Genomic DNA, 23,586 nt, shown 5'->3' on the forward strand with positions numbered 1-23,586 from the left:
GGGAGCTTCCGATGCCCACACGACGTAATGTTATAACTTCCGTAACACTTTGCCTTGTCTCGGCGTTGATCGGCGCCGGTCGAGCCAAAGCGGCGGGGAAGCTTCCGGTGATCGCAACCTTCACCATTCTCGCCGATCTCGCCCGCAATGTCGGCGGCGAGCGCGTCGAGGTCCAGACGCTTGTCGGCCCCAATGGCGACGCCCATGTCTATCAGCCGACTCCCGCCGACGCGAAAAATCTCGCCGCGGCAAAGCTGATCCTGGTCAATGGCTTAGGGCTCGAAGGCTGGATCGACCGCCTGATCAAGGCGTCGGGCGCCAAAGCCCCCGTCCTCGTCGCGAGCAAGGGCGTGAAACCGCTTCAGATGCGGGAGGAAGGCCGCATCGGCGCCGACCCGCATGCCTGGCAATCTATCGCCAACGCCAAAATCTATGTCGCCAATATTCGCGACGGCCTGATCGCCGCCGATCCCGAGGGCGCCGAGGCCTATCGCGCGAATTCCGCGGCCTATCTCGCCAAGCTCGACGGGCTCGAAACGGAGGTGAAGCAAGCAATCGCGAAAATTCCGCCGGCGCAGCGCGCGATCATCACGACCCATGACGCCTTCGGCTATTTCGGTGCGGCCTATGGCTTTCGCTTCGTCGCTCCGCAAGGGGTTTCAACCGAGACCGAGGCGAGCGCCAGCGACGTCGCGAAAATCATCCGCCAGATCAAGGCCGAGAAGATTCCCGCCGTCTTTCTCGAAAATATCGCCGACGTGCGATTAGCGCGAAGGATCGCCGAGGAAAGCGGCGCCAAGATCGGCGGCGCATTGTTTTCCGACGCGCTTTCGCCGCCGGACGGCCCGGCCTCGACCTATCTCGACATGATGCGCAACAATGTCGGGGAGCTTTCGGCCGCGCTCGAGAAATAACCCCGCACGTCAAGACGCGCCGACGGCCCCCAACCCTTTTTATTTGCGGGACGCGTCGAACCGCTCCATATAGCGGGCTCGCGTTTTCCTTCCCGTCGGAGCTCTCATGCCGGACGAAAAAATTCCCGTCACTGTGCTCACCGGCTATCTCGGCGCCGGCAAGACGACCCTCCTGAACCGCATCCTCTCCGAGGATCACGGACGGAAATTCGCCGTCATCGTCAATGAATTCGGCGAGATCGGCATAGACAACGACCTCGTCATCGGCGCCGACGAGGAAGTCTTCGAGATGAACAACGGCTGCATCTGCTGCACCGTGCGCGGCGACCTCATCCGCATCGTCGAGGGCCTGCTCAAACGCAAGGGCAAGTTCGACGCGATCATCGTCGAGACGACGGGGCTCGCCGATCCAGCCCCGGTGGCGCAGACCTTTTTCGTCGACGCCGACGTGCAAGGGGCGGCGCGGCTCGACGCCGTCGTCACGGTCGCCGACGCCAAATGGCTGGCCGAACGCCTGAAGGACGCGCCCGAAGCCAAGAACCAGATCGCCTTCGCCGACGTGATCCTTCTCAACAAGATCGATCTCGTGAGCCCGGCTGAAGCGGCGGAGGTCGAGGCCAGGATCCGCGCGATCAACCCCTACGCCAAATTGCACAAGACCGTGAATTGCGCCGTGCCGCTCGACGCGGTCCTCGCCCGCAACGCCTTCGACCTCGACCGCATCCTCGAGATCGAGCCCGCCTTTTTGGAGGTCGAGGAGGCGCATGATCACGCCCATCACGATCACGAACATGCGCATCATGACCATGATCATCACGACCATGGCCATCACGAGCATGTTCACGAGACCCACGGGCTGAAGCACTACCACGACGAAGACATGCAGTCGGTCGCCCTGTCGATCGACGGCGACGTGGACCCCGACAAGTTCATGCCCTGGCTCAATGACTACATTCAGAAGGAAGGCGCCTCGATCCTGCGCTCCAAGGGCATTCTCGCCTTGAAGGGCGAGCCGAGGCGGTTCGTCTTCCAGGGCGTCCATATGATCCTCGACGGCGATCTCCAACGCGAATGGAGGGAAGGCGAAACGCGCACGAGCCGCATCGTCTTCATCGGCCGGAACCTGAAGGAAGACGAGATCAGCAAGGGTTTCCTCGCTTGCGCGGCCTGACAATCTCGCACGCGGGGGCGTCCGCCGACGCAAGACCTCGCCTTAAGGCGCTGCGGCCATGACGGAGCCCGCCTCCTCCCTCACATCCAATGTCGCGCCCTTTGACGCCGGCGCGCCCGTCACCGCGGCGGCTTTTCTTGGCCCAGTCCCGGCGTTGGCGCTCGGCGACGGCTCGGTCTTGCTCGTGGCGAAGGGAGTGGAAAAGCGCATCGCCGCGCATGCGGACGGCGCCGTGCTCGTGGCCGCGCGGGCCGGGCGGAGCCTCGTCACCGGCGGCGACGACGGCCGGGTCATGCGCATCGCGGCCGACGGCGGCCTGGAAGAAATCGCGCGGGAAAAAGGCAAATGGATCGACGCCCTCGCCACGCGCGAGGACGGCGCGATCGCCTGGAGCGCGGGCAAGGAGGTCCGCGCCCGCGACGCCAAGGGTGAAATCAAATCCTTCGCCGCGCCTTCGACCGCGCGCGGCCTCGCCTTTTTGCCTAAGGGCTATCGGATCGCCATCGCTCATTATAATGGCGCGACGCTCTGGTTTCCAAACGCCGCGGCGCCGCCGGACAAGCTTGAATGGAAAGGCTCGCATCTCGACGTCGCCGCATCGCCCGATGGGCGCTTTCTGCTCACCTCGATGCAGGAGAACGCCCTGCACGCCTGGCGCCTCGCCGACAAGAAGGACTTGCGCCTCGCCGGCTATCCGGCGAAGACGCGCTCGCTCTCATGGTCCCATGACGGGCATTGGCTCGCGACGTCCGGCGCGGACGCCGCCATCATCTGGCCGTTCAAGGATAAGGAAGGGCCGATGAACAAGGCGCCGCTCGAATGCGGCGTGCGCAAAGCCAAGGTGACCAGCGTCGCCTTTCACCCGAATGCGCTCGTATTGGCGCAAGGCTATGAGGACGGCTGGCTGCTGCTCTGCCGCGTCCCGGACGGCGCCGAAATCCTGGTGCGCGGCCAAACCGACAAGGCGGCCGCGATCTCCGCGCTGGCTTGGGACGAGTCCGGCCGCCGCCTCCTGTTCGGGACGGCGGAGGGCGAGGCCGGCCTTCTCGACATGCCCGCGTAAGGCACGAAAGCGAGAAGAGGACGCGGCCCCAAAATCCCCTTTATCAAAACGTTTTCTGTCCAACCGAACGCTGAAATTTCGCCTTGAGCGCGTTCGACGACAAAGACTGGAACATGATCCCTAATCTCCTCTCCATCGCAGGGTCCGATCCGAGCGGCGGCGCGGGCGTCCAAGCCGATCTCAAGACGTTCAGCGCGCTCGGCTGCTACGGGATGGCTGCGATCACGGCGCTCACCGCGCAGAACACGCGGGGCGTCAGCGACGTTCATGTCCCCTCGGCGCAATTCGTCGCCGCGCAGATCGACGCGATCTTCGAGGACATCGAGGTCGCGGCCGTCAAGATCGGCATGCTGGCGACCGGCTTCATCATCGAGGCGGTCGCGAAACGGCTCTGCTATTACAAGCCGCGGTTCATCGTTCTCGATCCAGTGCTGGCGGCAACAAGCGGCGACGCCTTGGCCTCATCCGACGCCGCCGAGGCCATGGTCCGCTATATTTTTCCGCTCGCCACCGTGGTCACGCCGAATTTCTTCGAGGCCTCGCGGCTTTCCGGCCATGTGATCGCCGCCGATCACGCCGGCATGCGCCGCGCCGCCGGGCTCTTGCACGCACGCGGGGCCAGGGCCGTGCTGCTGAAGGGCGGCCATGTGCCGGGGCCGACCAGCGACGATCTTTTGTTCGATGGCGCGTCTTATCGGGCGTTTTCAACGCCGCGCATCGGCGTCTCCGGCGCGCATGGCACCGGCTGCACCTTATCGTCGGCGATCGCCGTTTATCTCGCGAAGGGCCTGCCGCTCCCCGAGGCGATCGAGGCGGCCAAGGCCTATCTGACCGCAGCGCTCGCCGCCGCGGATCAGCTCACGGTCGGCCAAGGGATCGGGCCCGTGCATCATTTTCATGAGCTTTGGCCCAGCGCGCCGAAGAGGTAAGTGGCAAGCGGGCTTAGAGACCCTCAAGCGTGCGCTTGTCCAGGTCGCCGCCGAAAAATTTGCGCAAGGCTTGCTGAAAAACCAGATCATCATCGGCGACGCTGGCGAAAAGAGTCGTCGACGAATGAAATTTCATGTCGTCGGGCGCGCCAAAAATCTGATGGACCGACCGCCCTTCGACAGAATTCACGTGGCGCGTGGCGCGACGCAGCCTCGGCCCGAGAACAGGATGGCGCAAATAGGCCTCCGCCTCCGCGCGGCCGGAAATCGCAAATTTCCGCGCCATCGAACTGGTCCCCAACCCCTCTAGCTGCGGGAAGATGAACCACATCCAGTGGCTTTCCTTTCGACCTGCGGCAAGTTCCGCGCAAGCTGTCTCGAAGACCGGCTCCTGCGCATCGACAAATCGCTGCAAATCATAGGGATCATTGCTCTTTCTGTCGGTCATCGCTTTCTTTCCCTCTCGCAGCTCGACGACTCGAGGCGCAGGACAATTGACATCCACCCCGCCGCTTGCCACGTAGCAGCGGCATGAACGCTCATGATCCGGTCAGCCGGCGACGCACCTTCGCCATCATCTCCCACCCCGACGCGGGCAAAACGACGCTCACCGAGAAGCTGCTGCTTTTCGGCGGCGCGATTCAGCTCGCCGGCGAAGTGCGCGCCAAAGCCAACCGGCGCCAAACGAGATCCGACTGGATGGGAATCGAGCGCGAGCGCGGGATCTCGGTCGTCACCTCGGTCATGACCTTCGAATATGGCGGCTGCGTCTATAATCTGCTCGACACGCCGGGCCACGAGGATTTCTCCGAGGACACCTATCGCACGCTCACGGCTGTCGACAGCGCGATCATGGTGATCGACGCCGCCAAGGGCATCGAGGCGCGCACCCGAAAACTCTTCGAGGTCTGCCGCCTGCGCGACATTCCGATCCTCACCTTCATCAACAAACTCGACCGCGAAACCCGCGACCCGTTCGACATTTTGGACGAGATCGAGAAGACCCTCGCCCTCGACGTCGCGCCGATCACCTGGCCGCTCGGGCGCGGCCGCAGTTTCGTCGGCACCTATGATCTCGAGCACAAGATCGTGCGGCGAATCGACCGCGACAGCGAGCCGACGCCCGTCTCGGGCCCCGACGACCCGTTCATCGCGAGCCTCCTCAATGAAGCCGATCTGAAAGAAGCGCGCGAGCAGATCGAGCTCGCCGCCGACGGCTGCAAGCGCTTCGAGCGCCAATCCTTCCTCGAGGGTCATCTGACCCCGGTCTTTTTCGGCAGCGCCTTGCGCAATTTCGGCGTCCGCGACCTCATCGACGCCTTGAAGGATTTCGCGCCGCCGCCGCATGGGCTCGAGACGGCCTCGCGCATGGTCGACGCCCGCGAGGACAAGATGACTGGATTCGTGTTCAAGATTCAGGCGAACATGGACCCGAACCACCGCGACCGCATCGCCTTTATGCGCGTCTGCTCCGGGAAACTGAAGCGCGGCATGAAGGCGAAACTCGTGCGCACCGGCAAGAATATCGCGCTCAACGCGCCGCAATTCTTCTTCGCGCAGGATCGCCAATTGGCTGAAGAGGCCTATGCCGGCGATGTCGTCGGCATTCCCAATCATGGCGCGCTGCGCATTGGCGACACGTTGACGGAAGGCGAGACGCTGATCTTTCGCGGCGTGCCCAGCTTCGCGCCGGAAATTCTCCGCCGCGTCAAGATCGGCGACGCGATGAAGGCGAAGAAGCTGCGCGAGGCGCTCGGCCAAATGGCCGAAGAGGGCGTCGTCCAGCTGTTCCTGCCGAACGACGGATCGGGCGCGATCGTCGGCGTCGTCGGCGCCTTGCAGCTCGACGTTCTGGCCGAGAGGCTCACCGCGGAATATAGCGTTGAGACGAGCTTCGAGACCTGCCGATTCGAGACCTGCCGGTGGATTACAGCGAAAGCCTCGGCGGAACTCGACAAATTCATTCGCGCCCATCCCTCCTCCATGGCCGCCGATCTCGACGGCGCGCCGGTCTTCATGGCCTCGTCCGCCTGGGACCTGAAATATGAGCAGGAGAAATGGCCAGAGATCAGCTTCTCCGACATCAAGGATTATCAGAAGGCGGCGTGAGAAGAGGCCAAGCGCCCGCTGGCGAAAATGCTATGCTTCATTGTGGTGTTTTCACAATCTTCCTTTCGATGCGAGGCCACATGCCGAAGCCGTTTCAATTTTCTCTGGCGCCCCAGCAATTGTGGCAGGCGATCAACCCTCTGACCTTCTATCAACAGGGCGCAGAACTCGGACTGATCAACATCGACATCGGCCAGACGCCGAATCGCGCGATGGAGCAGACCATTCTCGACGATGTCGGGAGCTATGGAAGACAGATCGGCCGCATCGGCGACGCGCTCGAGGTTCTCCTCAACCACGTCAAGCTCGACGATTTAAGCCAGGACGAGCAAGACGCCCTCGACATTTTGCGGGGCCAGCTCGCCGAAGTGCGGCGGGCGAAGCGGCGAGCCCGCCAAAATCAGTCCAGCCAAGTCGAAAGTTGACGCCGCCCGCCTGGAACGAATGCAATCGGTAAAATCGAGTACGCTTCGCATAGGACATCGCGTAGAGGCGCGCAGCTCTTCCAGACAACCAACACACATTTGCAACGACTCGAGAGAGACCTTAACAAAAGCGTTGCAGTTGACGCGTGCCCATATTAGAATCCCTCCACACGCTTGAAGAATATTAATTCTAGTTACTTCAAAGAAGCTATATTCGGCGCGAGCGTGGAAAAAGAAAATTATATAGATCTTTTGGGGGGATATCTAATCATGAGAAAGCTTTTGATTCTCAGCGCCGCCACGGCGCTATTTTCTGCGGGAGTGGCGCGATCTGATGACAATAACTCTTATAGGTCAGCATGCGGCATCGACGCGACGACTGTTCAAAACATCCAGAAACAATTGGCGACGGTCGTGCAGAGCGGCAATGGCGGTCTCTTCAAGCCCAATCTGATGTGGTCCGCCATCGTCGATCGTCAGGGCGTTCTTTGCTCCGTGATCAAGACCGGCGACGCCTGGCCGGGCAGCCGCTCGATCGCCATCGCCAAGGCGAGCGCGGCGAATGATTTCAGCAATGCGAATTTCGCGCTCTCGACCGCGATGCTCTACGGGCCGACGCAGCCCGGCGGGTCGCTGTACGGGCTGAACAACTCCAATCCATTCAATCCGCAGTTTCAAACGCAGGGAACAGGCCTCGGCTATGTCCCCGGCGGCATCATCACTTTCGGCGGCGGCGTGGCGCTCTACAAGGCGGGCCACGTGATCGGCGGGCTCGGCGTCAGCGGCGACACATCCTGCGCCGATCACGCCATCGCCTATAAGATGCGCAAGGCCGCCGGCCTCGACGGCGCGCCGAACAGCGACAACATTCAATATCCGGTCAATCCGCCAGCGCCCGCCAATCCACAGCCGGCCGTGACCGGCTTCCAGCAACCGCGCTGCCTGGATACGGACATCATCCCGTAACATCTCCGTCGCGGCGCGAAGGCCAACGACGAAGGTTTCGCTCCGATTGATCATAGAGCGCATTCCGAAAAAGCCGATCGCCTTTTTCAATCGGAACGCCATCTAAAGCCCACCAAGCCCCGGCGCGCAGTCTTGCGCGCCGGTTTTTTTCGCCGAATTATGAGTGATGTCCGCGGATGAAAGTTGACGCTCGAGTCGTCGACTTTCGAAACGACCGGCGGCGTCATCAGAAGAACATCCCCTATTGCGCCGATCCGCTGTCCGCCTGCCAATAAGTGAAAGCTGGGCCAGATCCGTGTGATCGCGACGCCGGATCTGGCTCCTACGCCTCAACTCGATCCAGCTGCGCAGCCGAGTCGCGCCCTCACCTCGGGGGCAGGCTCGCGAAATAGGCCGCGATCGCCTCCATTTCCTGTTCGGTCATGTTGCGGCTCATGAAGCGCATCTCCTTGTGCTCGCGCCGGCCAGAATGAAAGGCGCGGAGCTGGTTCAGAAGATAGGGTTCGTTTTGCCCGGCCAGGTTAGGCACGGCGCCGAAACGCGAAATGCCGTCCGCCCCATGACAGGGAACGCAGCCTGAGATCAGATCGGGCGACGACGGCTGCGCGCGCGCCGGGGAGGCGAGGAAGACAGCGACAATAAAACCGGCGAGAGCCATGCCGGCCCGCCCGACGATGGTCGCGATAGTCTCCTTCCACAAACCAGCGCGCCGCCATCGCATGGCCTTACGCGGTCAAAAGGATCTGAGCGATCTGGTCCTTGAGAGACAGGCGCTGTTTTTTCAGGGCTTCGAGCGTGGCGTCGTCGGTCGGCTCGACTTCCGCCTCCATGCGGTGGATCGTGCGATTGACCTCATGATATTCTTCGGCGATCCGCGCGAAATGCGCATTCGCGCCTTTTAGACCTTTGATGGCCTCGACCTTGTCCGGAAACTCCTCGTGCAATTCATGCGCAACGTGACTCATGCTTTGTTCCTTAGTGAATATGGCTTCAATATAGTTTCGCCGTGAGGGTCGTTCGGAAATGGTCTCGCCGGCCGCGGCGCCAACCCCAAAACCGGCAAGCGCTCACGCCGCCTTTTGCTTCGGCGAGATCAGCTTACGGTTGATCAGAACTTCCGCGATCTGGACCGCGTTCAGAGCTGCGCCCTTGCGCAGATTATCGGCCACCACCCAGAGGACGAGTCCGTTGTCGACGGTCGGATCCTCGCGGATGCGCGAGATATAGGTGGCGTCCTCGCCCGCCGCCTCATGCGGCGTGATGTAGCCGCCGGGCTCGCGCTTGTCGATCACCAGGCATCCCGGCGCCTCGCGCAGGATGTCGCGCGCCTCATCGGCGCTGATCGGGTTCTCGAACTCGATATTGACGGCCTCCGAATGGCCGATGAAAACCGGCACGCGCACGCATGTGGCCGACAGCTTGATCTTCGGATCGAGGATCTTCTTCGTTTCGGCCATCATCTTCCATTCTTCCTTCGTGTAGCCGTCCTCCATGAAGACGTCGATCTCGGGGATGACGTTGAAGGCGATGCGCTTGGGGAATTTCTTGCTCTCGACCGCGTCCGAGACGAAAATCGCGCGAGTCTCGGCGAAAAGCGCGTCCATCGCCTCCTTGCCCGCGCCCGACACCGATTGATAGGTCGAAACCACGACCCGCGTGATCTTGGCCTTGTCGTGCAGCGGCTTCAGGGCGACGACGAGCTGCGCCGTCGAGCAATTCGGATTAGCGATAATGTTCTTCTTGGCGAAGCCCGCGATGGCGTCGGCGTTAACCTCCGGCACGATTAAGGGCACGTCCTGATCATAGCGCCAGGCAGAGGAATTATCGATGACGACGCAGCCTTGCCGAGCGATCTTCGGCGACCATTCCTTCGAGACTGCGCCACCCGCCGACATCAGGCATATATCGGTTCCGGAAAAGTCATAATTGTCGAGCGCCTTGCATTTCAAAGTCTTATCGCCGAAGGAGACTTCCGTGCCGAGGGAGCGCGACGAAGCCAGCGCGATGATTTCGGCGATGGGAAATTGACGCTCCGCGAGAATATCGAGCATCTCGCGCCCGACATTCCCCGTCGCGCCGACGACGGCGACCTTGAATCCCATTCATTCTCTCCAAATCGAGACGCGCTCTCCAAATCGAGAGGCGCAGTGCAGCGCTGGCGCGTCCGGGCTCGAGCCTGGAACGGATAACGAACGGCCAGAGCCGATCGGCATAGGCCAAATTCCGATGCGCCGCAACGCGGGCGCATTCGGGCTCATCGGACCTTTTGGTAAATCCATATTGACCCTAATTGCAAATGCCGCGCGAGCGTAACGCTCCGCGCAACCTTCTTGCCGCAGAGTGCGCCATTAGCCATGCGCTCAAATCGCGCGGCGGAAGGGAGTTCGAGACATGAGACGGCCTGCCTTTCAAGGCCGAGGCTTCGCCTGGGGCCATGACGCGGGGACGGCGCTCGAGACCCTTCGCCTCCCTTTGTCGCCGGTCAAGCGATCTCGCCGCTTGATGCTGCGCCTCGCCGGCGCCGCTTTCGCCGCCTGCGGATTTGGCGCGGCTTCAGCGCTCCTGATCGGCGAGCGCGGCCCCGCCAGTCCACGCGCCGGCTCGGCCGTGCCGCCGACCGCGCCCCCGCCCGCCTGGATCGAGACCCCGCGCGCGCCCGCTCATTTCACGCTGCAGGCGCCCGAACTTACCGGGGAGCCGAAATTCGAGGAGATCAAGCATCACCGGACCGGAGGGGGACGGCAAGACGTCCTCGTTTTCGGCGGCGCCAATGGCGGCCCGCCTCGCTTGCGCATCACTTTTTATCAAGTCGGCGACGAGAGCGCGCCGGATGCGGCTTTTTTCGTGGATGTGGCGCGGCGCGCCGCGGAGATGGGACGCGCGATCGCTTGGATGGCGCAGCCGACGGCGCTAAAAACGCGTCTTGGCGCGTTCGAGGTCGCAAGCCTCGACTTGACGCAAAGCAAAGGCGTCGACGCCGCCTGCCTCGCCTTTCGACGGATCGACGCAAAACCCCGCCTGCGGATCGTCGGCTTCGCCTGCGGCGACGCGATCGCCCGTCCGCGATCGGAGCTCGCCTGCCTCATCGATCGCATTGATCTCGCGCCGGCTGTCGACAATGACGAGATCGTCGCGTTTTTTGCCCGCCGAGAATTGAACGGCGAAACCGATTGCATCGACGATTCCGCGGAAACGCCTAGCCAGATGAGCCGAATCGCCGTGCGCGACGACCAGCCAATGCAGAAAGGACAAAATAAATCGCGCTGAATTTCCGCTTCTCAGGTCGACCGAGCGAACTAAATCGCCGCTTTGGCGTTGAGCGAATATCAGAAAGGGACAAGCCACATGCTTTCGAGACCTCATTCGGCCTTGCTGTTTGCCTCCGCCCTCGCTATGGCGCTCGCGACCGCGGCGTCGGCCGAAACGACGCCGCGCCATCGCGCCACGCATCGCAAACCCGTCACGCCGGTCGTATATAATGACGAACGCCCGCCGCTGACTGTCAATAAGCGCAGCTTTCTCGACCCCGGTCCGGTCGTGCCCGTCGGCAGCATGTCGAATTATGTGACCGCCAACACGATCTTCAACCGCACTCCGGATCAGACCTTCGCCCGCTCCAGATATGGCAATGAGGAATTGCCGGCGCCGCTCGAGGTCCCGGGTCGGCCCGGCCCGCTCTTCGAATTCGAGACGCCCGCCTATCCTTATTGAGCGAGAGCGCAACCGGAAAACTCGGACCGGGCTCCAGCGCGGCCAAGCTCGTGGAAATTACGCGAGCTTGATCGTCGATCCGGACCAAAATAATGCGGCGATGATCGCGTCGGATCGGGTCCATCCAATATTATGACGATTGGCGATAAGGGTTCGCTCTGACGCAGATCGTTTTCCTTATCCGATTCATACGATCCGGATTGGCGCAATAGTGGAAGCGCCTGTCCGCATGTTGTCCTACAGAAGCGCAGCAAATTGCCGCGAGCCGCGCAAATGAGCGCAACGCGCCGGCTGCTCCACAAACTGTGGCCTCCCCGCCATAACGCCGCCGATTCGGACCGCGCCAGGGAGGCGCTTATTGACGTCTGAAGACTATGTGAGATCGTTACTCGTTGGTCCTTTTACCATCGCGAGGACGAGATGCATTCTTCAAGACAAGTTTGGGCTGCTCTCGGCGCTACTTCAATTTTCCTTGTTGGCGGCCTTTCTTCAGGTAGGGCCGCGGATCTTCTCCAGCCTCCGCCGGTTATCGCGGTGGACGGCGTCAATTGGGCCGGCCCCTATGTCGGCCTTCACGGCGGCTTCGCCGTAGGCGACTCAACCTGGAGCAATCCGACGGGCTATTTCGCCGCCGACCGCGGCCGCAATGTCCCGCCAGACGTTCAAGCAAATGGCGCGCAGAGCGGCCTGCTCGGCGGCCTTCAGCTCGGCTATAATTATCAATATGGCGCCTTTGTGCTTGGCATAGAGGCCGACGCCTCCTTTGGCCCACTCGATGGAAATGCGGCCTGCGGCGCCGTCGTCGGCGTGAAGCCGACTAACGATCTCCCCTTCCAACGCGGCTCGAAAGACCCCTGCCACGCCAAAACGGACGCGCTCGCGAGCTCTGCGGGCCGGCTTGGCTTTGCGTTTGGGCGCACGTTGATTTTCATCAAGGGCGGCTTGGCCTATGCCTCGGATCAATATGACGTGGTCAGTCCGGGCTTCAACTTCAACAATTTCCCGGCCAATCCCGCTCAAGCGAGCGCCGATCGTCTCGGCTGGACGCTCGGCGCGGGACTCGAATATGCGCTTGGCGGCAACTGGTCGGCCAAGGGCGAATATGACTATTATGATTTCGGAACGAAGACGATTGGCTTCACGGTTCCGGGCTTTCCGACCTTCAACAGCTTCTCAATCCGCCGCGACCAGCATGTCGCGAAATTCGGACTGAACTACCGCTTCGCCGAAGCAAATCCCGGCGCCAATTTGTCCGCCCCCACGCCAGCTTTCATAGGCGACATTGCCGGCGAGTTCGGCGGCCGAGTCGGCTTTTCGAGCGGCCGCTTCCAAGAATTTCTATATGGCGGCCCGACCAAGGCGCAGCTCGTCTCCCGGCTGACCTGGCCAAATCAGACCGGGGTCTCATTGGAGAGCTTCGCCCGCGCCGATCATGTCTCGGGCGTCTTCGCCAAGGGCTATTTCGGCGGCGTCGATCTCTTGGGCAGCCACATGAACGACGAGGATTTCCCGACCACGGAGGAGGACTATTCAAACACCGTGAGCTCGACTCAGCGCGGGCGCGACATTTATGCGAGCGCGGACCTCGGCTATGTTTTCCTACATGAGACCTCTTGGCGCGTCGGGGGCTTCCTCGGATACCATTATTACAGCCAGCGCATGAACGCTTATGGCAGCTGGCAGATAGCCTACCCGACGAACAGCTTCGCGCCTTCAAACACGCTTGTTCTCGGCCAGACCGAAACTTGGCAGGCCGCGAGGGTCGGCCTGGGCGGCGACGTGATGCTAACCGACCGCTTGAAATGGTCGGCCGAAGCGGTCTGGCTGCCCTATATGGCCTATCTCGGCAAGGACAATCACTGGCAGCGCTCCGACATCAATCCCCAATATGACAGCGGCCACGGCTTCAACGGATTCCAAGCCGAGTCTATTCTCTCCTACGCGCTGACCGATCGGATCGACATCGGCGTCGGGGGTCGATACTGGCTGTTTCAAGCGCAACACGTCTCGACCCATTTCCCAGGGGCTGACTCGCGCCAGGCGGAGACGGTGACCTCGACGCGCTACGGCGCCTTTGTCCAGGCGTCCTACAAATTTGGCGACATCGCCGCACCTGCCGTCGTCGCCAAATATTGAGCATTTTCCGACGAGGAACGGAGAAAGCGATTTCTCCGCCTCCATCTTGCGTTGGCTTGGCGGGCGCGGCCCGCCGAGGCGCCTTTACCTTCAAATGGCCCGAGCGGGACGCGCGGATCGCCGTGTCCCACTCCGCACCAGGAAAAGTCGCCCGCTCGCGCCTTTGATCGGGATGGGGCGCGTCTCGCGGAGCGGCGGCAGTCCCTGCTCCGGGCTGGCCGTTGCTCGTCGACGCCGTCTTATTTGAACGCGATCCGCAATTCCTCGAGAATCGCGTCGCCCATCTGGGCGGTCGAAAGCGTCTCCTTCGCGCCGGCGGCGATGTCGGCGGTGCGCAAGCCCTTGTCGAGGACGCCGGAAATCGCTCCCTCGATCTTGTCGGCGATCGCGCCGAGGCCGAAGGAATAGCGCAACGCCATGGCGAGCGAGCCGATCATCGCGATCGGATTGGCGACTCCCCTGCCCGCGATGTCCGGCGCCGAGCCATGAACCGGCTCATAAAGCGCCTTGCGGGTTCCGGTCTGCGGATTGGTTTCGCCGAGCGAGGCCGAGGGCAGCATGCCGAGCGAGCCGGTCAGCATGGCCGCCACGTCCGACAGCATGTCGCCGAAGAGATTATCTGTGACGATGACGTCGAACTGCTTGGGCCGGCGCACGAGCTGCATGCCGAGCGCGTCGGCGAGCTGATGCTCGAGCTCAACGTCGGGATATTCACGCGCGCGCAGGGCGGTGATGACCTCGTTCCAGAGAACGCCGGATTTCATCACATTGCGCTTTTCCGAAGACGTCACCTTGTTGCGGCGCTTGCGCGCGAGCTCGAAGGCCACGCGCCCGATCCGCTCGATCTCGTAAGTGTCATAGACCTGCGTGTCGATCGCGCGCTTCTGGCCATTGCCGAGATCGATGATCTGCTTAGGCTCGCCGAAATAGACGCCGCCGGTCAATTCGCGCACGATCATGAGATCGAGCCCATCGACCAGCTCGCGCTTCAGCGAGGAGGCGTCGGCCAAAGCCGGATAGCAAATCGCGGGGCGCAAATTGGCGAAGAGCGCCATATCCTTGCGCAGCCGCAGCAATCCGGCCTCCGGGCGAACGTCATAGGGTACGCCGTCCCATTTCGGGCCGCCGACCGCCGCGAGCAGAACCGCGTCCGCCGCTTCAGCGCGGGCCATGTCCGCGTCGCTGATCGCAACGCCATGGACGTCATAGGCAGCGCCGCCGACGAGACCTTTCTCGATTTCGAAACCGACAATTCCCTCGCGCGTCAACCAAGCCGTAATTTTCTCGACCTCGGCCATGATTTCGGGGCCGATGCCGTCGCCGGGAAGCACGAAAAGCTTGTAAGCAGCCATCTATATTGATCCGCCTCATGAGAAAAAGGCGCGCAAGGATGAAAAGCCTTCCGCGCCTCGATGCAAAGAGTTCCGTGAATTTTACGCCGCCGCGAGTTGGCGCAGGACGTAGGGCAAGATGCCGCCATTGTTGAAGTAATCGAGCTCGTCGAGCGTCGCGATCCGGCAGAGCAGCGGGACCTTCTTCAACTTGCCGTCGGCATATTTGATCTGCGCCTCCATCGGCTGGCGCGGCTGCAAGCCTTTGGCGAGGCCGTGAATGGTCACTTCCTCGTCGCCCTTGAGCTTCAGCTTTTCCCAGGTCGCGCCCGCCTCGAAGGTCAGCGGCAGCACGCCCATGCCGACGAGATTAGAACGATGAATGCGCTCGAAGGATTCGGCGATGACGGCGCGCACGCCGAGCAGCCTTGTCCCCTTGGCGGCCCAATCGCGCGAGGAGCCATTGCCATATTCGGCGCCGGCGAACACGACGAGCGGCACGCCCTCGGCCTGATATTTGACCGCGGCGTCGAAGATCGACATTTCCTCGCCGTCCGGCCAATGCTTGGTGTAGCCGCCCTCCGGCACGATTCCATCGGCGCCGCGGCGGATGAAATTCTTGATGCGGATATTGGCGAAAGTGCCGCGCATCATGATCTCATGATTGCCGCGCCGCGTGCCATATTGGTTGAAATTGGCCTGCGAGACCTGCCGCTCGAGCAGATAGGTTCCGGCCGGCGAATTGGCCTTGATGGACCCCGCCGGGGAAATATGGTCGGTGGTGATCTTGTCGCCGAAAATCGCCAGGATGCGGGCGTTCTCTATGTCCTTCACCGGCTCGGGCTCGAGCTTCAGCTCCTCGAAATAAGGCGGGTTTTGCACATAGGTCGAGCCTATGTCCCATTTATAGGTCTCGCCGACAGGCGCCTTCACCTTGCGCCAATTGACGTCGCCGTCGAACACATTGGCGTAGCGCGCCTTGAAGACCTTCTTGGTGACATAGGTCTCGATATATTCGGCGATCTCTTTGTCGTCCGGCCAGACGTCCGCCAGGTAGACCGGATTGCCCTTCTTGTCATGGCCGAGCGGCTCGGTCTCTAGATCCTTGGCGACCGTGCCGGCGAGCGCATGGGCGACGACGAGGGGCGGAGAGGCGAGATAATTCGCCTGCACGTCGGGGCTGATGCGGCCCTCGAAATTGCGATTGCCCGACAGCACCGCCGCCGCGACAATTCCATTGTCGTTGATGGACTTGGAAATTTCGGGCGCCAAAGGACCCGAATTGCCGATGCAGGTCGTGCAGCCGAAGCCGACGAGATTGAAGCCGAGCTTGTCGAGAGATTTCTGCAACCCGGAAGCGGCGAGATATTCGGCGACCACCTGGCTTCCCGGCGCGAGCGAGGTCTTGACCCAGGGCTTCACGCCGATGCCCTTGGCGATGGCGTTGCGGGCGAGCAGGCCGGCGCCGATCAACACATTCGGGTTGGACGTGTTGGTGCAGGAGGTGATGGCCGCGATCACGACGTCGCCATGGCCGAGGTCGAAATTCTTAGCCTCGACCGGGAAGCGCTTTTCGGCCTCTCCCTTCTTCGCGTATTCGCTTTCGAGCACGGTCTTGAAGCCAGGGCCCACGGCGCCCAGAGCAATACGGCCCTCGGGACGCTTCGGCCCAGCCATGGACGGAACGACGGCGCCGAGATCGAGCTCGAGCGTCTCGGTGAAAACGGGCTCAGAGGCGCGCGTGCGATAAAGGCCTTGCGCCTTGGCGTAGGCCTCGACGAGCGCGACGCGCGCCGGCGTGCGCGCCGAGGTCGTGAGAAAGGAGATCGTCTCCGCGTCGACCGGGAAGAAGCCGCAGGTCGCGCCATATTCCGGCGCCATATTGGCGATGGTCGCGCGGTCGGCGAGCGACAGATGATCGAGCCCGGAGCCATAGAACTCGACGAATTTGCCGACGACGCCTTTTTGCCGAAGCGCCTGAGTGACGGTCAGCACGAGATCGGTCGCCGTGACGCCGGCGGCGAGCGCGCCCGTCAACTTGAAGCCGATCACTTCCGGCAAGAGCATGGAGAGCGGCTGGCCCAGCATGCAGGCCTCGGCCTCAATGCCGCCGACGCCCCAGCCGAGAACCGAAAGCCCATTGACCATCGTGGTGTGCGAATCGGTGCCGACGAGAGAATCCGGATAGGCGACCTCCACGGTCTCAGCCTTGCCCCGAGCCGGCGTATATTTTTCCTTCCGCGTCCAGACGGTCTGGGCGAGATATTCGAGATTGACCTGATGGCAGATACCGGTGCCCGGCGGCACGACGCGGAAATTGTCGAAGGCGTCCTGGCCCCATTTCAGGAAGCGGTAACGCTCGCCGTTGCGGCTATATTCAAGATCCACATTGGTCTTGAACGCCTTGGCGCTGCCAAAGGCGTCGACGATGACCGAATGGTCGATGACGAGATCGACCGGAACCAGCGGATTGATTTTTTGCGGATCGCCGCCGAGGCTCGTCATCGCGTCGCGCATGGCGGCGAGATCGACGACCGCCGGCACGCCGGTGAAATCCTGCATCAGGACGCGAGCCGGCCGAAACGCGATCTCCCGCTCGGTCTTGCCCTTATTGACGAGCCAGGCGGCGACGGCCTCGATGTCTTCCTTGGTGACCGAGCGTCCATCCTCGAAGCGAAGCAGATTCTCGAGCAGGATCTTCATCGAGAACGGCAGTTGCCCGATGCCCGCGAGCCCGTTTTTCTCGGCCGCCTTGAGTGAAAAATAATGATAGGTCTTGCGGCCGACCGTGAGCTTTTTGCGGGATTTGAAACTATCGAGCGAGGCCATCTGAATTGTCCACGGAAAGCGTATGAAAAAAGGGAGAAGACAATCGGGCTTATAAATAATTTCTCGGGCGAGAGCTACATGGATGATAAGCAAGGCCATCGTTCACGAGCGCGGCGCGGATCTGGTCCTTCATCATGCAGCTTTCGGTATCGGGGCTCAGCGTCGAGCGCGGCGGGCGAATCGTTTTCTCCGCATTGTCCTTCACGCTCCAGGCCGGCGAGAGTCTCGTCGTCACGGGCCGCAACGGGGCCGGAAAGTCGAGCTTGCTGCGCGCGCTCGCGGGCCTTCTCCCGAGCGCTGAAGGCGCGATTTCCTATGCGCCCGCCTCGGACGAGCCGCTCTACGAAATGACCCATTACGTCGGCCATGCGGACGCGCTCAAAAGCGCGCTGACCGCGCGCGAGAATCTTGCGTTCTTCGCCGCGGCTCTCGGCGCCGGGCGCGGCGGCTGCTCCCCTGAAACGGCGCTCGACGCTTTCGGCCTCGGCCGCGTCGCGGCGCTTCCTTGCGCCTATCTTTCGGCGGGGCAAAAACGGCGCGTCTCGCTCGCTAAGCTCCTCGTCGCGAAGCGGCCGCTCTGGCTGCTCGACGAACCGACGACCGCGCTCGACGCCGCTTCGCAGGAGACGATGACGAAGGTCATGCAAGCGCATTTGAATGAGGGGGGCATGATCGTGGCGGCGACCCATGCGAGTCTCGATCTCGCGGCGCGCGAGCTGCGGCTCGGGGCGGCGGCATGAGCGAGGCTCCCGCGCCCCGATCTGCGCTTGTCGCGCTCTTTATTCGTGAATTGCAAATAGGTCGGCGGATCGGCGGCGGCGCCAGCTTAGGGGTCGTCTTCTTTCTAATTCTTGTGACTCTGACGCCTTTCGCCGTCGGCCCCGATCTCGTGCTGCTCGCGCGGATCGCGCCGGCCATCCTATGGATCGCCGGTTTGCTCGCCACCTTGCTCGGGCTCGACCGCCTGTTCCAGGCCGATCACGAAGACGGGTCGCTCGATCTCCTGTTGATGAGCCGGGCTCCGATCGAGCTAATCGTCCTCGTCAAATGTTTCGCCCATTGGCTTTTGACCGGCCTGCCGCTCGTCCTCGCCGCGCCTTTCTTCGGCTTGATGCTCGCGCTGCCGGCGAATCAAATTGCGAGCGTCGCCTTGTCTCTTCTCGCAGGCACCCCGGCCCTGACGCTGATCGGCGCCATCGGCGCGGCGCTCACGGTCAGTCTAAGGCGCGGCGGGCTCTTGCTCGCCGTCCTGATTCTGCCGCTTTGCGTGCCGGTTCTCATTTTCGGGGTCGCCGCTGCGAGCGGACCAAGCGATTCCGCCGCGCCGTTCCTCATCCTTTGCGCGCTCACCCTCTTCGCGCTCGTCGGCGCGCCAATCGCCGCCGGCGCGGCGCTACGACGCATGGGCGAATGATCCAGGATCGCGTCGCCGGGGCTTGGCTCCGCCTATGCGGCAATTTACTTGGCGCTTGAAAACATTTATCAGATCAAAGGTCAAAGCGAAGCTATCGGCGATCGAGGCCATGATGAAACAGCTCGGCGTTCTCTTGCTTGCTGCCGCCCTGGGTTTTCTCGGAGCCGCGCCCTGCGCTTTGGCGCAAAAGCCTCCCGCCGTCGTCAAGAAACATCCGGCGACGCATGAAAAAGCCCCGGCCGACGCGAGCGAGAAGAAGCCGGCCGCTGACGTCGCCGCTCCGGTGGCGAGCGAGAAGCCCGCGCCGGCGCCGAGCGATCCGGACCATCCGGCGATTGAGCCGGCCGCGCTCGCTCTTCTCAAAGCCTCGAGCGAACGGCTGGCCCAAGCCAAGAGCCTTTCCTTCGTGGCGCGCGGCGCGTTCGACGTGCCCGCCCGCAACGGCCAGCCACTTTTCTATCTCACCCGGTCCGAAGTCCTTCTCGTGCGGCCGAACAAGCTTCGAGTCATCGTCCCCGGCGACGGTCCGCCCACGGAGTTTTATTTCGACGGCAAGGAGGCGGCGGTCTTCACCCCCTACGCCGATTTGATCGCCTCCGCTCAGGTTCCCGGGACACTCGATCAGGCGCTCGAGGCTCTCTATCAAAAGGCAGGCGTTTACTTTCCCTTTGTCGATTTCATCGTTTCCGATCCCTACAAGGCCCTGACCGACGGGCTGACCAGCGCCTTCGTCATCGGCCAGTCAAAGCTCGTCGGCGACACGACGACCGACATCGTCTCGATTTCCGATCCGCAGGTGCATTTGCAAATCTGGATCGGGACGGAAGACAAGCTGCCGCGGCTCATCTGGGCGACCTCCGCGGACGGCCCAGACAAGCCGCGCCATTCCATCGAGTTTTCCGATTGGAAGCTCGACGGCGAGGACGCCGAGGACGCCGAATTCGCGCCCCGAACGACCGCCTCAACGAGGCGCATCCCCTTCGCCCGGCCCGACGCGGCGCAGAGCGCAAAGCCTTGACCATGAGGCGCGGCGCGGCGGCTTGAACAAGGATCGAGGTCGAGCGCACAATCGCCTGAAGGATCGCCAATGAGGTCTATAGCCATGACACGCAATCTGCTTCCGGGCGCCGCCGTCCTCGCCTTCGCCCTGACCATCGGCGCGCCGCAGCCCGCCGACGCATTTCGCGGCGGCGGCTTTGGAGGATTTCATGGCGGCGGATTGGGCGGCGGAGGCGGCGCCTGGCATGCCGGCGGCATGGACGGCGGCTGGCACGCGGGCGGGGTCACCGGCGGCGGGACCGCTTGGCATGCCGGCGGCGTCGCAGGCGAGGGTTTGCATGGAACGGCGGTCAATGGCGGCGGGGTCTATCACGGCGCCGGCGACTGGGGCGGCACCTGGCACGGAGACGGCTGGCACGCCGGCGGCTTGTACGCCGGCGGGTTTCATGGTCCAGCCGTGGTCAATAGCTATTACCATGGCGGTTGCTGGAATTGCGGCGCAGCGGCCGTCGGGGTCGCGGCGGCGGCGACGGCCGTCGCGATTGGGACCTTGGTGGCGTCGGTGCCGGCCGGCTGTCCCTACCAAGTCGTCGAGGGCGTGAATTATTACGTCTGTGGCGGAACCTGGTACCAGCCCTATTACGGAGCTAACGGCCTCTATTATCGCGTCGTGCCGCCGCTCTGAGCACAGGCGGCGAATAATAAAGGACGCATGGGCGGGCGGCGGATAGGCAGCCCGCTTTGAAGCCTCGCGCGCGCGATGACAAAATTTGCGCTGCCCCATCGCTTAAGGGCCTCCATCGGCCTGAAGCATAGGCTTGCCGCCGCCATCTTCCGGCCCGTCGTCACCCTCCAAAAATCAGAACCATGGTCGCGTAGATGCGCCGCGTCGCAGGCCGCAGGCGCGCGTTTTCGCCATTCCGGCTAAATGGGACGAAAGTAAACATTTAAGAATGTTGTATTACGTCACTTTAGCACAAAAGCGAAAATGCCTTTGTGTCGGATACCCCAACACGAAAGGTCTACCAAATGATTCGCAAGTTTACACTTTTCGCAGCTGCGGTCGCCTCCGTATCAACGAACGCCATTGCAGCCGATCTGCCCTCGCGCGCGCCTCCGCCGGTTTACATACCGCCCGCGGCTTTCACCTGGAGCGGCGTCTATCTCGGGGCGACGGCCGGATTCGCCCAAGGCTTCCACACAATCGACGATCTCCAGGGCGCGTTTCTTGGCTATCCAGGATTATCAAATGATCGAACCAATGGGTTCGCCGGCGGCGGAACGCTTGGGGTCAATGTGCAGGCTGGAATGTTTGTTTATGGGCTCGAGACCGACATAAACTGGCTGAGCAATAAGGCTACCTACACGGACCCCAACGGAGCGATCAACGCTTTCTATCCCTCTGAAACGAACCGCCTCAACTATCTCGGCACAGTTCGTGGCCGCCTTGGCGTCGCATTCGACCGGGCATTGATCTATTTCACGGCGGGTCTCGCCTATGGGAACCTGAACGACAGCATTCAGTATAATTCCTATACGTCCACGACCTGGAACACGCCTTCATTCGGCGTTAACACAACGCGTATAGGGTGGGTCGCAGGCGGAGGCGTCGAATATGCGCTAACCCCGAATTGGACCTTAAAAGGCGAAGCGCTTTACGCGGATCTCAGCAACGCCAATGCGACTTGGGTGTCTCCCGGCTCCGGCACCTTTCCGGCAGGAGCGCAATATAATCTCCGCTTTAATACTGCCGCGGCCATCATTCGCGCCGGCGTGAACTATAAGTTTGACTGGTTTGCGCCGCCCGGGACCAATATCGCAAAATATTAAGGGCGGACACCGCTCTAACTTTCATCTAATTGGCGCCCAGCGACGCGTCGGGCTCCCCCGCCTCTCTGGTTCGGCCGTTCTACCGGACGCTCCTCTCGCCCGGCGCGAAACTGCGGTCGAACCGCCTGCAACTGATTTGCCTTTATGCCAGAGCGGGCCTAGATGGACGCCCATGCAAAACTACGCCAATCCGACGAATTTCCTGCGGCTCGTCAAGCTGGCCGCGCCGGTTCTCGCGGCTCTGACAGCTCTGCTGCTCGGCCTCGGCCTTTATCTCGCCTGGTTCGTCGCGCCGGCGGATTATCAGCAGGGCGAGACGGTCAGGATCATGTATCTTCATGTCCCCGCGGCCTGGCTCTCCATGTTCGCCTATGTCGTCATGACCTCCGCGGCGCTCGGCACGCTGGTCTGGCGCCATCCGCTCGCCGACGCCGCGCAAAAGGCCGCGGCGCCGCTTGGGGCCGGCTTCACCTTTCTCTGCCTCGTGACCGGATCGCTCTGGGGCAAGCCGATGTGGGGGGCCTGGTGGGTCTGGGATGCGCGGCTCACCTCGGTCCTGATCCTTTTCCTCATTTATCTCGGCCTCGTCGCCTTGTGGACGACGATCGAGGATCAAGGCAAGGCCGCGCGGGGCGCCGCGATCTTCACGCTGGTCGGCGCGGTGAACATCCCGATCATCAAATTTTCCGTCGATTGGTGGAATACGCTGCATCAACCGGCCTCGGTGTTCCGTCTCGGCGGGCCAACGATCGTCGGCTCCATGCTCTGGCCGCTGATCGTCATGGCGCTCGCCTTTACTTTCTTGTTCATGACCCTGCATCTCTTGGTGATCCGCAACGAGATCCTGCGCCGCCGTCTGCGCCGTCTGTCGATCCTGGCGGCCGACGCCGAGGAGGCCAGCCCCGACCGGCCGCCGTCCTCCTTGGAGGCGGCCTATGAGCAGTGACCCGAATTTCGGCTTCGTGATCGCCGCCTACGCCATCGGCTTCGTCGTCGTCGGAGCCATGATTGCATGGACATTGCTCGATTACCGGCGGCTGAAGCGGGCTCTGTCCCGATTTCCTGAGCGAGGCGAGCGCGAGGTCTCGCAGGTCGTCTCCACGGAGCGCAAGAGCAGGACATGAGCGCGACGCCGGACTCGGAAAGCCCGCAGAAAAGGCGCAGCCTCAGTCGCTCGCCCTTGCTCTACCTTCCCTTGGTCGTCTTCGTCGCCTTGGCGGCGCTCTTTTTCGCGCGGCTCTATTCCGGCGACGCGTCACGCCTGCCCTCCGCCTTGATCGGTAAGCAGGTCCCGACCTTCGTCCTGCCGCCGGTGGATGGGCTCGCGGACCGGCCGGGATTTTCGGATGCGGACCTTCGCCGCGGCGGCACTACCCTCGTGAATGTCTTCGCCTCCTGGTGCGTTCCCTGCCATCAAGAGCATGGGTTTCTGATGCGCCTCGCCTCGGATCAGGCGCTGGCCGGGCGCGGCCTGCGCATCGTCGGCGTCGCCTACAAAGATGATCCCGCCAATATCCGCAGCTTTCTCGGACAAAGCGGCGATCCCTATGCGATGATCGGGGCGGACCGCAGCGGTCGCGTCGCGATCGATTGGGGCGTTTACGGCGTGCCTGAAACCTATCTCGTCAAAGGCGACGGGACGATCGCGTATAAATTCGTGGGGCCTATGACCGAAGAGGCCTATCAGAAGACAATTCTTCCCGAGGTTGAGAAGATCTTGCGTTGAGGCCGCAGCCGCAGGGTTGAGGCAAGGATGACC

At 62.4% G+C, this 23,586-nt stretch carries 24 protein-coding genes; 18 read left to right on the top strand and 6 right to left on the bottom strand.

Features of this window, described 5'->3' with window-relative positions:
* Positions 1-11: 11 nt before the first annotated feature.
* The 4 genes from METAC_RS0113610 to thiD all read left to right on the top strand — a co-directional run bounded on the left by METAC_RS0113610 (position 12) and on the right by thiD (position 4,077).
* Positions 12-914 carry a metal ABC transporter substrate-binding protein gene (locus METAC_RS0113610; protein ID WP_026607474.1) on the top strand — a complete coding sequence of 301 codons (903 nt, stop codon included), beginning with the start codon at positions 12-14 and terminating at the stop codon, positions 912-914.
* Between the two features lie 106 nt (positions 915-1,020).
* Positions 1,021-2,085, top strand: coding sequence for a CobW family GTP-binding protein (locus METAC_RS0113615; RefSeq protein ID WP_026607475.1), 1,065 nt, complete (start codon positions 1,021-1,023; stop codon positions 2,083-2,085).
* Between the two features lie 58 nt (positions 2,086-2,143).
* Entirely contained in the window at positions 2,144-3,148 is a 1,005-nt protein-coding gene (locus METAC_RS0113620) for a WD40 repeat domain-containing protein (RefSeq protein ID WP_026607476.1), read from the top strand.
* 113 nt (positions 3,149-3,261) lie between these two features.
* Positions 3,262-4,077: a bifunctional hydroxymethylpyrimidine kinase/phosphomethylpyrimidine kinase gene (gene thiD, locus METAC_RS0113625; RefSeq protein WP_026607477.1), complete on the top strand. Its 816-nt coding sequence runs from the start codon at positions 3,262-3,264 to the stop codon at positions 4,075-4,077.
* 13 nt (positions 4,078-4,090) lie between these two features.
* On the opposite strand, the gene METAC_RS0113630 is transcribed toward thiD, so the two are convergent.
* Positions 4,091-4,525, bottom strand: coding sequence for a DUF1810 domain-containing protein (locus METAC_RS0113630; RefSeq protein WP_026607478.1), 435 nt, complete (start codon positions 4,523-4,525; stop codon positions 4,091-4,093).
* Between the two features lie 83 nt (positions 4,526-4,608).
* On the opposite strand from METAC_RS0113630, the gene METAC_RS0113635 reads away from it, so the two are divergent.
* From METAC_RS0113635 to METAC_RS0113645, 3 genes are all read left to right on the top strand, one after another.
* Positions 4,609-6,186: a peptide chain release factor 3 gene (locus tag METAC_RS0113635; RefSeq protein ID WP_026607479.1), complete on the top strand. Its 1,578-nt coding sequence runs from the start codon at positions 4,609-4,611 to the stop codon at positions 6,184-6,186.
* An 80-nt stretch (positions 6,187-6,266) separates the two neighbouring features.
* Positions 6,267-6,611 (top strand): hypothetical protein, encoded by a 345-nt coding sequence (locus METAC_RS0113640; protein ID WP_026607480.1) that lies wholly within the window; start codon positions 6,267-6,269, stop codon positions 6,609-6,611.
* A 270-nt stretch (positions 6,612-6,881) separates the two neighbouring features.
* Positions 6,882-7,577 carry a GlcG/HbpS family heme-binding protein gene (locus tag METAC_RS0113645; protein ID WP_026607481.1) on the top strand — a complete coding sequence of 232 codons (696 nt, stop codon included), beginning with the start codon at positions 6,882-6,884 and terminating at the stop codon, positions 7,575-7,577.
* 364 nt (positions 7,578-7,941) lie between these two features.
* Here the strand turns inward: METAC_RS0113645 and METAC_RS0113655 are convergent, their stop codons facing one another.
* The 3 genes from METAC_RS0113655 to METAC_RS0113665 form a co-directional block, all read right to left on the bottom strand.
* Positions 7,942-8,277 (bottom strand): c-type cytochrome, encoded by a 336-nt coding sequence (locus METAC_RS0113655; protein ID WP_245257487.1) that lies wholly within the window; start codon positions 8,275-8,277, stop codon positions 7,942-7,944.
* A 25-nt stretch (positions 8,278-8,302) separates the two neighbouring features.
* Positions 8,303-8,542 (bottom strand): HP1242/YdcH family protein, encoded by a 240-nt coding sequence (locus METAC_RS0113660; RefSeq protein WP_026607483.1) that lies wholly within the window; start codon positions 8,540-8,542, stop codon positions 8,303-8,305.
* Positions 8,543-8,644: 102 nt separating this feature from the next.
* Positions 8,645-9,679: an aspartate-semialdehyde dehydrogenase gene (locus tag METAC_RS0113665; protein WP_026607484.1), complete on the bottom strand. Its 1,035-nt coding sequence runs from the start codon at positions 9,677-9,679 to the stop codon at positions 8,645-8,647.
* A gap of 289 nt (positions 9,680-9,968) precedes the next feature.
* Between METAC_RS0113665 and METAC_RS25240 the strand changes: the two genes are divergently transcribed.
* The 3 genes from METAC_RS25240 (at position 9,969) to METAC_RS23625 (ending at position 13,424) form a co-directional block, all read left to right on the top strand.
* The gene (locus tag METAC_RS25240) at positions 9,969-10,844 is read left to right on the top strand and encodes a hypothetical protein (protein ID WP_051335568.1); all 876 of its coding nucleotides are present in this window, start codon (positions 9,969-9,971) and stop codon (positions 10,842-10,844) included.
* A 78-nt stretch (positions 10,845-10,922) separates the two neighbouring features.
* Positions 10,923-11,288 carry a hypothetical protein gene (locus METAC_RS23620; RefSeq protein WP_036255588.1) on the top strand — a complete coding sequence of 122 codons (366 nt, stop codon included), beginning with the start codon at positions 10,923-10,925 and terminating at the stop codon, positions 11,286-11,288.
* A gap of 534 nt (positions 11,289-11,822) precedes the next feature.
* On the top strand, positions 11,823-13,424 hold the full coding sequence (locus tag METAC_RS23625) for an outer membrane beta-barrel protein (RefSeq protein WP_051335569.1): 1,602 nt from the start codon (positions 11,823-11,825) through the stop codon (positions 13,422-13,424).
* 239 nt (positions 13,425-13,663) lie between these two features.
* Here the strand turns inward: METAC_RS23625 and leuB are convergent, their stop codons facing one another.
* Together leuB and acnA are read right to left on the bottom strand one after the other, a co-directional pair.
* Positions 13,664-14,776, bottom strand: a complete 1,113-nt coding sequence (leuB, locus tag METAC_RS0113685; RefSeq protein WP_026607485.1) for a 3-isopropylmalate dehydrogenase — start codon at positions 14,774-14,776, stop codon at positions 13,664-13,666.
* 81 nt (positions 14,777-14,857) lie between these two features.
* Entirely contained in the window at positions 14,858-17,584 is a 2,727-nt protein-coding gene (acnA, locus tag METAC_RS0113690) for an aconitate hydratase AcnA (protein ID WP_026607486.1), read from the bottom strand.
* Positions 17,585-17,718: 134 nt separating this feature from the next.
* Between acnA and ccmA the strand changes: the two genes are divergently transcribed.
* The 8 genes from ccmA (at position 17,719) to METAC_RS0113735 (ending at position 23,553) form a co-directional block, all read left to right on the top strand.
* Positions 17,719-18,324, top strand: coding sequence for a heme ABC exporter ATP-binding protein CcmA (gene ccmA, locus METAC_RS0113695; protein ID WP_026607487.1), 606 nt, complete (start codon positions 17,719-17,721; stop codon positions 18,322-18,324).
* On the top strand, positions 18,321-18,998 hold the full coding sequence (gene ccmB / locus METAC_RS0113700) for a heme exporter protein CcmB (RefSeq protein ID WP_026607488.1): 678 nt from the start codon (positions 18,321-18,323) through the stop codon (positions 18,996-18,998). Before ccmA ends, ccmB begins: the two co-directional genes overlap by 4 nt.
* Before the next feature lie 109 nt (positions 18,999-19,107).
* Positions 19,108-20,016 carry a DUF2092 domain-containing protein gene (locus METAC_RS23630; protein WP_198017215.1) on the top strand — a complete coding sequence of 303 codons (909 nt, stop codon included), beginning with the start codon at positions 19,108-19,110 and terminating at the stop codon, positions 20,014-20,016.
* 84 nt (positions 20,017-20,100) lie between these two features.
* Positions 20,101-20,682, top strand: coding sequence for a hypothetical protein (locus tag METAC_RS25245; protein WP_051335571.1), 582 nt, complete (start codon positions 20,101-20,103; stop codon positions 20,680-20,682).
* 344 nt (positions 20,683-21,026) lie between these two features.
* On the top strand, positions 21,027-21,827 hold the full coding sequence (locus tag METAC_RS0113720) for an outer membrane protein (protein WP_026607489.1): 801 nt from the start codon (positions 21,027-21,029) through the stop codon (positions 21,825-21,827).
* Between the two features lie 172 nt (positions 21,828-21,999).
* Positions 22,000-22,773 (top strand): heme ABC transporter permease, encoded by a 774-nt coding sequence (locus METAC_RS23640; RefSeq protein WP_036255590.1) that lies wholly within the window; start codon positions 22,000-22,002, stop codon positions 22,771-22,773.
* Positions 22,763-22,951 carry a heme exporter protein CcmD gene (gene ccmD / locus METAC_RS23645; RefSeq protein ID WP_051335572.1) on the top strand — a complete coding sequence of 63 codons (189 nt, stop codon included), beginning with the start codon at positions 22,763-22,765 and terminating at the stop codon, positions 22,949-22,951. The genes METAC_RS23640 and ccmD overlap by 11 nt, the downstream gene beginning before the upstream one ends.
* Positions 22,948-23,553 carry a DsbE family thiol:disulfide interchange protein gene (locus METAC_RS0113735; RefSeq protein WP_026607490.1) on the top strand — a complete coding sequence of 202 codons (606 nt, stop codon included), beginning with the start codon at positions 22,948-22,950 and terminating at the stop codon, positions 23,551-23,553. The genes ccmD and METAC_RS0113735 overlap by 4 nt, the downstream gene beginning before the upstream one ends.
* Positions 23,554-23,586: the final 33 nt, after the last annotated feature.

The sequence above is a fragment of the Methylocapsa acidiphila B2 genome (assembly GCF_000427445.1).
Classification (GTDB): domain Bacteria; phylum Pseudomonadota; class Alphaproteobacteria; order Rhizobiales; family Beijerinckiaceae; genus Methylocapsa; species Methylocapsa acidiphila.